General features: G+C 69.4%; 10 protein-coding genes. 8 read left to right on the top strand and 2 right to left on the bottom strand.

The window, feature by feature from the left end; all coding sequences use genetic code 11:
• Positions 1–92 precede the first annotated feature (92 nt).
• A complete protein-coding gene (locus FV222_RS31875; RefSeq protein WP_281406015.1) occupies positions 93–215 on the bottom strand; it encodes a hypothetical protein in 123 nt (40 codons plus the stop codon).
• A 194-nt stretch (positions 216–409) separates the two neighbouring features.
• Between FV222_RS31875 and FV222_RS11250 the strand changes: the two genes are divergently transcribed.
• The 7 genes from FV222_RS11250 to FV222_RS11215 all read left to right on the top strand — a co-directional run bounded on the left by FV222_RS11250 (position 410) and on the right by FV222_RS11215 (position 5,872).
• Entirely contained in the window at positions 410–616 is a 207-nt protein-coding gene (locus FV222_RS11250) for a hypothetical protein (RefSeq protein ID WP_147761625.1), read from the top strand.
• A gap of 389 nt (positions 617–1,005) precedes the next feature.
• Positions 1,006–1,998, top strand: coding sequence for a sulfate ABC transporter substrate-binding protein (locus tag FV222_RS11245; RefSeq protein WP_246685419.1), 993 nt, complete (start codon positions 1,006–1,008; stop codon positions 1,996–1,998).
• A 165-nt stretch (positions 1,999–2,163) separates the two neighbouring features.
• Positions 2,164–3,018, top strand: a complete 855-nt coding sequence (gene cysT, locus FV222_RS11235) for a sulfate ABC transporter permease subunit CysT (RefSeq protein ID WP_147761626.1) — start codon at positions 2,164–2,166, stop codon at positions 3,016–3,018.
• Positions 3,011–3,886 (top strand): sulfate ABC transporter permease subunit CysW, encoded by an 876-nt coding sequence (gene cysW / locus FV222_RS11230; RefSeq protein WP_147753992.1) that lies wholly within the window; start codon positions 3,011–3,013, stop codon positions 3,884–3,886. The genes cysT and cysW overlap by 8 nt, the downstream gene beginning before the upstream one ends.
• A gap of 16 nt (positions 3,887–3,902) precedes the next feature.
• A complete protein-coding gene (locus tag FV222_RS11225) occupies positions 3,903–4,928 on the top strand; it encodes a sulfate/molybdate ABC transporter ATP-binding protein (RefSeq protein ID WP_306422429.1) in 1,026 nt (341 codons plus the stop codon).
• 140 nt (positions 4,929–5,068) lie between these two features.
• Positions 5,069–5,293 (top strand): hypothetical protein, encoded by a 225-nt coding sequence (locus FV222_RS11220; protein WP_147753993.1) that lies wholly within the window; start codon positions 5,069–5,071, stop codon positions 5,291–5,293.
• Positions 5,294–5,413: 120 nt separating this feature from the next.
• Positions 5,414–5,872, top strand: a complete 459-nt coding sequence (locus tag FV222_RS11215; RefSeq protein WP_246685418.1) for a DNA-binding protein — start codon at positions 5,414–5,416, stop codon at positions 5,870–5,872.
• A gap of 37 nt (positions 5,873–5,909) precedes the next feature.
• Here the strand turns inward: FV222_RS11215 and FV222_RS11210 are convergent, their stop codons facing one another.
• Positions 5,910–7,385, bottom strand: a complete 1,476-nt coding sequence (locus FV222_RS11210) for an amino acid permease (RefSeq protein WP_147753994.1) — start codon at positions 7,383–7,385, stop codon at positions 5,910–5,912.
• A 353-nt stretch (positions 7,386–7,738) separates the two neighbouring features.
• Between FV222_RS11210 and FV222_RS11205 the strand changes: the two genes are divergently transcribed.
• The coding region (locus FV222_RS11205) for an L-serine ammonia-lyase (RefSeq protein WP_147814299.1) at positions 7,739–8,830 on the top strand (1,092 nt) is incomplete at its 3' end.

The following is an 8,830-nucleotide window of genomic DNA, read 5'->3' as shown; positions in this document are numbered from 1 at the left end:
GCCCCGGGCCGGCCGACCGCCTCCATCCCCTCGACGGCCCGGTCGACCGCTCCCTCGACCGCCCTGTGCGGGGCTGACCGCGCCGCGAACCGTCAGTCGACCGCGATGGCGACGAGGGAGAACAGGCCGGCCAGCAGCAGGTTGGCGACGAGCACGAGGGCGATCACGGTCATGGACATCTTGTCGGTTGGGGCCGCCGGTCCGGCGCGCCGCATTCCATAGCCCGGCCGCCCGGCCCCGTCCGCAGGGCCGCCAGCGAGCCGCGAAAAGTCCCGCCGGCGATGCAGGCCGGCCACGTCACCGCGGAGCCGCAGGCAAGGGCCGACGACGCGTCCCGACCCACACGTCTTGCGTGTGCAACGCTTTCCCGCCACCATCGTTAACGAACCGTTCACGAATGGGGTGTGGCATGACGATAGGATCGATCGGCGGGGCCCTCACGGCGGCCACGAGCTTCTTCGGCCTCGGTGGCCGCCTGCGTGCGGATGCGCTCCCGGCCCACCCGCAGGCCGACGACGACGTGTTCGAGCCGAATCCCGACGGCTTCGCCCCCGGCGAGCCCTGCTTCGAAGCCGTCGCCGAGGCCCTGGCCGAGGCGGGATACCTCGACGCATGAGGATTTTTTCGCGTCGGGCATGCCCGGCGGGCCGCGTCGTGTATCTGCCTGCGCGAACACATGACGCCGGAGCCACATAACGTTCTTTCTAAGAAACGCGTCGCGCTTCGCGCTTCTCTTCTCTGGCAGGCCATTTCTGTAGAAGGACCCCGTCGCCGTCCGCTCGGTTGAGGCACGCGCCGGAAGAATGATCATGTCTTCCACCGTGTTCCTGGGATGGAAGGACGGCGATCCACCAGTTGACAACGTTCTGTAAAACGAACGAGAACCCGACTTCTTCGTCAGGGACGGTGCCCGATGGGCCGTCGTCCAGCGGTGATGACCGGAGGATCGGCGTGAGCGAGCGGAACGGAACACGGCGCGCGGGACGGATCGGGCGGCGCACGGCGCTGGCGGGGCTGTGCCTGGCCGGCGGCCTGTTCGCGGCGGGCGGCGCTCAGGCGCAGACGGCCCTGCTCAACGTCTCCTACGACCCGACGCGCGAACTCTACCGCGACGTCAACGCGGCCTTCGCGGAGGAGTGGAAGGCCAAGACCGGCGAGACGCTGACGGTGCGCGCCTCCCATGGCGGCTCGGGCTCGCAGGCCCGCACGGTGATCGACGGCGTCGACGCCGACGTGGTGACGCTCGGCATCCCCTCCGACATCGACGCGATCGCCAAGCTGACCAAGAAGATTTCCGCGGACTGGCGCACCAAGCAGCCGAACGACGCGCTGCCCTACACCTCGACGGTGGTGTTCCTGGTGCGCAAGGGCAACCCGAAGGGCGTGAAGGACTGGGGAGACCTCGCCAAGCCCGACATCAAGGTCATCACCCCGAACCCCAAGACCTCGGCCGGCGGACGCTGGAACTTCCTCGCCGCCTGGGGCTACGCCTACAACCAGGACAACGACACGGCCAAGGCCGACGCCTTCGTCGGCACCGTCTACAAGAACGTGCCGGTGCTCGACACCGGCGCGCGCGGCTCCACCGTCACCTTCGCGCAGCGGGGCTTGGGCGACGTGCTGCCGACCTGGGAGAACGAGGCCTACCTCGTGCTGCAGGAGTTCGGCGCCGACAAGTTCGACATCGTCGTGCCGCCGACCTCGATCTACGCCGAGCCGCCGGTGGCGCTCGTCGACGCCAACGTCGACCGCAAGGGCACCCGCAAGCAGGCGGAGGCCTACCTCGCCTTCCTCTACACCGACAAGGCGCAGGCGATCTTCGCCAAGCACCATTACCGCCCGTTCAAGCCCCAGGCCGCGGCCGAGGCCGACCTCAAGCAGCTGCCCGAGATCAAGCTGTTCAAGATCGAGGACCTCCAAGGCAACTGGGACGAGATCCAGAAGAAGAACTTCGACACCGGCGGCCTGTTCGACCAGTTGAGCCGCCAGGGGCGGTAAACGCTCCACGCTTTCCCTCCCCCCTCTGTGGGGGAGGGTGGGCCGCGAGCTAAGTCGGGAGAGGGGAGCGCCCTCTCCGGACTACGCGCTCCCCTCTCCCGACCCTCGCTCACGCGAGGGCCACCCTCCCCCGCAGAGGGGGGAGGGACGATCCGTCGAGGCATCATGGTCGCCCCACCCCGCCCGAAGCGGCGTTTCCGACAACCCAGCGTGATCCCCGGCTTCGGGCTCACCTTCGGCTACACGCTGACCTGCCTCGGGCTGGTGGTGCTGCTGCCGCTCGCCGCCCTCGTCGCCAAGGCCTCGGGCCTCGGCCTGTCGGGGATCTGGTACGTCGCCACCGACCCGCGCGTCGCCAGCGCCCTCAAGATCAGCTTCGGCGTGTCGCTGCTCGCCGCGCTTACCGCCTCGGTGTTCGGATTCCTCGTCGCCTGGGTGCTGACCCGCTACCGCTTCCCCGGGCGCAAGCTCGTCGACGCGGTGGTCGACCTGCCCTTCGCCCTGCCGACGGCGGTGGCGGGCATCGCGCTGGCCTCGCTCTACGCGCCGAACGGGCTGGTCGGCGCGCAACTGACGAAACTCGGCATCCAGGCCGCCTACACCCCGGTCGGCATCTTCATCGCCATGGTGTTCATCGGCCTGCCCTTCGCCGTGCGCACCGTCCAGCCGCTGATCGCCGAGATCGACAAGGAGGTCGAGGAGGCCTCCGCGACGCTGGGCGCCACCCGGTGGACGACGCTGACCAGGGTGGTGCTGCCGCCGTTGATCCCGGCGGTGCTCACCGGCTTCGCGCTGGCCTTCGCCCGCGGCGTCGGCGAGTACGGCTCGATCATCTTCATCGCCGGCAACCTGCCTTACGTCTCCGAGATCGCGCCGCTCTTGATCGTCATCAAGCTCTCCGAGTTCGATTACGGGGGCGCCGCGGCGATCGCCACGATCATGCTCGGGATCTCGTTCCTGACCCTGCTCGCGATCAACCTGATCCAGGCCTGGAGCCGCCGGAGGTTCGGTTATGTCTGATCTGAGCCTGACGGCCGCAGCCCCCGTGCAGGAGGATGCCGCCAACGAGGGCCGCCTCGTGCGCGGCCTGCTGATCGGCACCGCGGTGGTGTTCCTGGCGCTGTTCCTGGTGCTGCCGCTGTTCACGGTCTTCGCCCAGGCGTTTGCGCGCGGCGTCGGGGCCTATCTCGAGGCGTTCTCCGAGCCCGACGCCTGGACCGCGATCCGCCTGACGCTGACGGTGGCCGCGATCGCCGTGCCGTTCAACCTCGTCTTCGGGGTCGCCGCCGCCTGGGCGATCGCCAAGTTCGAGTTCACCGGCAAGAGCCTGCTGATCACGCTGATCGACCTGCCGTTCTCGGTCTCGCCGGTGGTCTCGGGCCTGATCTACGTGCTGCTGTTCGGGAGCCAGGGCCTGTTCGGCGGCTGGCTGCAGGCCAACGGCATCCAGATCCTGTTCGCACTGCCCGGCATCGTGCTGGCGACGGTGTTCGTCACCTTCCCGTTCGTGGCGCGCGAGCTGATCCCGCTGATGCAGGAGCAGGGCAACGCCGAGGAGGAGGCGGCGCTGACGCTCGGCGCCACCGGCCTCCACACCTTCCGCACGGTGACGCTGCCCAACATCCGCTGGGGCCTGCTCTACAGCGTCCTGCTCTGCAACGCCCGCGCCATGGGCGAGTTCGGCGCGGTCTCGGTGGTGTCCGGGCATATCCGCGGCCTGACCAACACCATCCCGCTCCACGTGGAGATCCTCTACAATGAGTACAATTTCGTCGCCGCCTTCGCCGTCGCCTCGCTCCTTGCCGGACTCGCCCTTGTCACGCTCGCCCTCAAATCCCTCCTCGAATGGCGCTACGGGGCGGAGCTCGGGTCGCGGGCACGGCATTAACGCGAATTCGACCGCGATCCGCGTCGAGGGCCTGTCGAAGACCTTCGACACGGCGGCCGTCCTGCACGACTTCAACCTCGACGTGCGCGCGGGCGAATTGCTCGGCCTGCTCGGCCCCTCGGGCTCCGGCAAGACCACGCTGCTGCGCATCATCGCCGGGCTCGACACGCCTGATCGCGGTCGCATCCTGTTCGGCGGCGACGACGCGACCTTCCTGCCCGTGCAGCAGCGCGCCGTCGGCTTCGTGTTCCAGCACTACGCCCTGTTCAAGCACATGAGCGTGGCCGACAACATCGCCTACGGCCTGAACGCGCGGAAGCGCTCGGAGCGCCCGCCGGCCGCCGAGATCAAGCGCCGCGTCGGCGAGCTGCTCGACCTGATCCGGCTCTCGGGCTTCGCCGACCGCTATCCCTCGCAGCTCTCGGGCGGCCAGCGCCAGCGCATCGCGCTGGCCCGCGCCCTCGCCGTCGAGCCGCGTGTCCTCCTCTTGGACGAGCCGTTCGGCGCCCTCGACGCCCAGGTGCGAAAAGACCTGCGGCGGTGGCTGCGCGAGATCCACGACCGCACCGGCCAGACCACGATCTTCGTCACCCACGACCAAGACGAGGCGCTGGAGCTCTCCGACCGGGTCGCGGTGCTCGACCGCGGCCGCCTCGAGCAGGTCGGCACCCCCGACGAAGTGCAGGAGAACCCGGCCTCGGCCACCGTGCTGCGTTTCCTCGGCGATGCGATCGAGGTCGAGGCGATCACGGAGGGCGGCCAGGTCCGCGTCGACGGCCGGCCCACCCCGGTCGTCGCGCCGGCCGGCCTGATCGGCCCCGTCAAACTCTTCGTGCGGCCCTGGCAGCTGCAACTGGTGGAGCCCGCCACCGCGCATCTCACCGGCACCGTCCGCTCGTCCTACCGCAGCCAAGGCCGGCAGCGCATCGAGGTCGCCCGCCCCGACGGCGGCCTGCTGATCGTCGAGGATTCCGACGGCGAGCGCTACGCCACCGGCCGCGAGGTCGGCCTGCGGATCAACGGGGGATACGTGTTCGGGTGAGGCGCTTCCGGGCTTGGTCGGCCGGTGATATGTTCGACGAATACCGAATTTGTCGAACGCCAGGGTGACGCGATACCGAAGGCCGCAGCGAACACGGACACAAACGGCCCGATCCCAGGGGGAGCCGTTTCGAGGCGGTGATGGAGGCCGCCGAACGTTCCGGGCTGCTGGCCGACAAGAGCGCGCGCATCAGCAACCGGATCAGCCCGGCCCCGCTCGACCAGGCGAAGCGGCGCACGGGCATCGCGGCGGATACCGACCTCATCGCCTTCGCGCTGGCCAGCGTCGCGCTGGACGACGACTTCGCGACCGTGTTCGAGGCGGTGGGCGGTACGGTGGACCCGGACCTGAAGCTCGGGTTCTGAGGCGGCGGATTTCGATTTCGCGGCGGCCGTCCGCTGGGCGCGCTTCGCGCCGCGCGCCACCCGCGCGCCACCCTCGCGCGTCGGCGCGACGCGGATCTGCCGTTTCTCGATGCGGCTCAGGTGGCCGGGTCTGCCCTGTTGCTCGACACCTGCGTCTCCATCGATCGCCTCCAGGGGCGTGCGCCGGCCGCCGTCGTCCGTGCGATCACGACGCGGCCCGTCAACCACGCGACCGTGGCCATCCAGGAACTGATGCACACGGTCGGCGTCCTGAACCCGGACGACCCGCGGACAGTGGCGGCGGTCTCGGCGATCGGGCGGCAGATCGATGCGATGCGCCCGCATCGGGTCTTCGCTCCGGACGCGGACGTGCTCGGCCGCGCGGCGCTGCTGTCCGGCATCCTCTGCCGGCTACAGGGCTATGCTGCCGACGGCCGCCTGCGCGCGCTGCAGGATTGCGTGCTGTTCCTGCTGGCGCAGAAGCTCGGGCTCACCGTTCTGACCCGCAACATCGCCGACTTCGACGGCCTGCTGCACCTGATCTCGGCCGGCCGCGTGCTGCTCTACCGGACGGCCTAAGGCGGCATCTGGGCTCGCGGCCGGGAGGCTCCCCGGCCTACGCTGCCGTCCCGTCCCGGCGCCGCAGCACCGAGTGCTTGCGGCCGTAGACGTAGTAGATCACGAAGCCGATCGCCATCCACACGACGAGCCGGATCCAGGTGTCGAGCGGCAGGCCCGCCATCAGGAACAGGCAGGACAGGATGCCGAGCAGGGGGACCATCGGCACGTAGGGCACGCGGAACGGGCGGGGCCGCTTCTTGTCCGAGCGCCGCAGGTAGATCACCGAGCCGCAGACCAGGATGAAGGCGGCGAGCGTCCCGATGCTCACCATCTCGCCGAGGATGCCGATCGGCACCAGGGCGGCCACCACCGCCACCACCGAGCCGATCAGGAGCTGGCTGCGATAGGGCGTCTGGTAGGTCGGGTGCACGTGGGCGAACAGGCGCGGCAGCAGGCCGTCGTTGGCCATGGTGTAGAAGATCCGGCTCTGGCCGTAGAGCAGCACCAGGATCACGGTGGTCAGGCCGGTGAGCGCCCCGAGCTTGATCAGCGCCGAGAACCACGCGATCCCGATCACGTCGACGCCCTTGGCGATCGGATCGGGGACGTTGAGATCCTTGTAGGGCACCACGCCGGTGAGCACGGCGGCGACCAGCACGTAGAGCACCGTGCAGATCGCGAGCGAGCCGAGGATGCCGATCGGCATGTCGCGCTGGGGCGACTTCGCCTCCTGCGCGGCGGTGGAGACCGCATCGAACCCGATGAAGGCGAAGAACACCACGCCCGCCCCGCGCAGGACGCCGCTCCAGCCGAAATGGCCGAAATTGCCGTCGTTGTCGGGGATGAACGGGGTCCAGTTCGCCTGCTTGATGTAGCCGTAGCCGAGCACGATGAAGGCGATCACCACGGTCAGCTTCACCGCCACCATGATGTTGTTGAGCCGGGCCGATTCCTTGGTGCCGCGCACCAGCAGCAGCGTCAGCAGCGCGACGATCAGCACCGCCGGCAGGTTCGCGAACGCCGTGGCGTCGGAGCCGTCGGCGAGCTTCACCGCGGTGCCGGGCGCGGCGGTGAAGCGGGCCGGGATCACCAGCCCGACATCCTTGAGCAGGCTGACGACGTAGCCCGACCAGCCGACCGCCACGGTGGCGGCGCCCATGGCGTATTCGAGGATCAGGTCCCAGCCGATGATCCAGGCGAAGAGTTCGCCCAAGGTCGCATAGGTGTAGGTGTAGCTCGATCCCGCCACCGGGATCAGCGCCGCCATCTCGGCGTAGCACAGCCCGACGAAGGCGCAGGCGATGCCGCCGGCCACGAACGACAGCATGATCCCCGGCCCGGCATATTGCGCGGCCGCGGTGCCGGTGAGCACGAAGATGCCCGCGCCGATGACGGCGCCGATGCCCATCGCGATGATCGAGAACAGGCCGAGCGATTTCGAGAGCTGATGCCCGTCGCCCTCACCCCCCGCGATGATGTCCTCGACGGTCTTGCGCGCCGTCAGGCCGGAGGGTTGGTCCTTGGACGCCATGATCTCTCCGATCCACGAAGCGAGATTCAGCACCATGTCGGCCGGTCGAGGACGACGCCAGCCGCCGCGGCGGGCGATCCCCCGGTTTCGGGCCGTCCTCGGCCGAGCGTGGTTCGAACGGAACCGCAAAAATCGCGCCGCGGCGATGGCGCTTGGGTTCGAGATCGGATCGGAAGGATGGGTTCGGACAGATTGGCACCTGGTCGGGGGGGACGGGGGCGCCTGTCCCTACGTGGCCGCATGCTCGACATCCTCGACGTAGGCAAAACCAGGGACTGCCGGCACAAGGAGTGCGATAGAAGGCCAGCCGCGGTGCCACGGGGTGCAGATCGAGGCCGTAACAGGACGTCTTGATGTTCCTCAGCGTATTCGACGTGTTCAAGCTCGGCCTGGGGCCGTCCTCGTCCCACACGATGGGGCCGATGACGGCGGCGGCCGACTTCCTCGACCTTCTGCGGGCCAGTCCGGCGAAAGGCGCGGCTGCCGCAGTGCGCGTGACCCTGTACGGGTCGCTCGCCTTCACGGGGAAGGGCCATGCCACCGACCGCGCGGTGTCGTTCGGCCTGCTCGGCTACCGGCCCGCCGACATCGAGATGGCCGAGGCCGAGCGCCGGCTCGAGGACCTGCGCGTCGACAAGTGCCTCGTCCTGCCGGGGCTTCCGGTTCTCGCCTTCGATCCCGAAAGCGCGGTCGCGTTCGATTTCGGGCCTCCGCTGCCCGGCCACGCGAACGGGCTCGTCGTCACCGCCTGCGACGGGCAGGGCTCGCCGATCCTGTCCGAGACCTACTATTCGATCGGCGGCGGCTTCATCCTCACCGCCGCGCAACGCGACGTCGTCCTGCCGCCATCTTCCGACGCCGCGGACCCGCGGCTCTGGCCCTACCCGTTCGAATCGGCGGCCGCGATGCTGCGCATGGCGCGGGACAGCGGCCTGTCCATCGCCGCCATGAAGCGCGCGAACGAGGCCGTCAGCCATTCGGAAGCCGAGATCGACGCGGGGCTCGCGCGCATCTGGACTACGATGGACGGTTGTATCGAGCGCGGGCTGTCGCGGGACGGCGAGTTGCCCGGGGGTCTTCGCGTCCGACGCCGGGCCAAGCGCATCCGGGACCAGCTGCTTGCCGAACAGGGCTCGAACCGGGAGCAGCCGCACAGCGTCACGGAATGGTTGGGCGTCTACGCCATGGCGGTCAACGAGGAGAACGCGGCCGGCGGCAAGGTGGTGACGGCGCCGACGAACGGGGCCGCAGGCGTCGTCCCCGCCGTGATCCGGTACTACCTGGACCGGTGCGTCGGCGCCGACCCGGCCCGCGTTCAGGACTTCCTTCTGACGGCCGCCGCCATCGGCGGATTGATCAAGCACAACGCCTCGATCTCGGGCGCGGAGGCCGGCTGCCAGGGGGAGGTCGGCTCCGCCAGCGCGATGGCGGCGGCCGGCCTGTGC

This window comes from Methylobacterium sp. WL103 (genome assembly GCF_008039885.1).
In the GTDB taxonomy this organism is placed as follows: domain Bacteria; phylum Pseudomonadota; class Alphaproteobacteria; order Rhizobiales; family Beijerinckiaceae; genus Methylobacterium; species Methylobacterium cerastii.
Note: the sequence above shows the minus strand (reverse complement) of the source record. Positions and strands in the feature narration are given on the sequence as shown.

Excerpts from the sequence above, each read along its gene's own strand:
- FV222_RS31875 (WP_281406015.1), bottom strand. The coding sequence starts at position 215 with ATGCGGCGCGCCGGACCGGCGGCCCCAACCGACAAGATGTCCATGACC.
- FV222_RS11250 (WP_147761625.1), top strand. The coding sequence starts at position 410 with ATGACGATAGGATCGATCGGCGGGGCCCTCACGGCGGCCACGAGCTTC.
- cysT (WP_147761626.1), top strand. The coding sequence starts at position 2,164 with ATGGTCGCCCCACCCCGCCCGAAGCGGCGTTTCCGACAACCCAGCGTG.
- cysW (WP_147753992.1), top strand. The coding sequence starts at position 3,011 with ATGTCTGATCTGAGCCTGACGGCCGCAGCCCCCGTGCAGGAGGATGCC.
- FV222_RS11220 (WP_147753993.1), top strand. The coding sequence starts at position 5,069 with ATGGAGGCCGCCGAACGTTCCGGGCTGCTGGCCGACAAGAGCGCGCGC.
- FV222_RS11210 (WP_147753994.1), bottom strand. The coding sequence starts at position 7,385 with ATGGCGTCCAAGGACCAACCCTCCGGCCTGACGGCGCGCAAGACCGTC.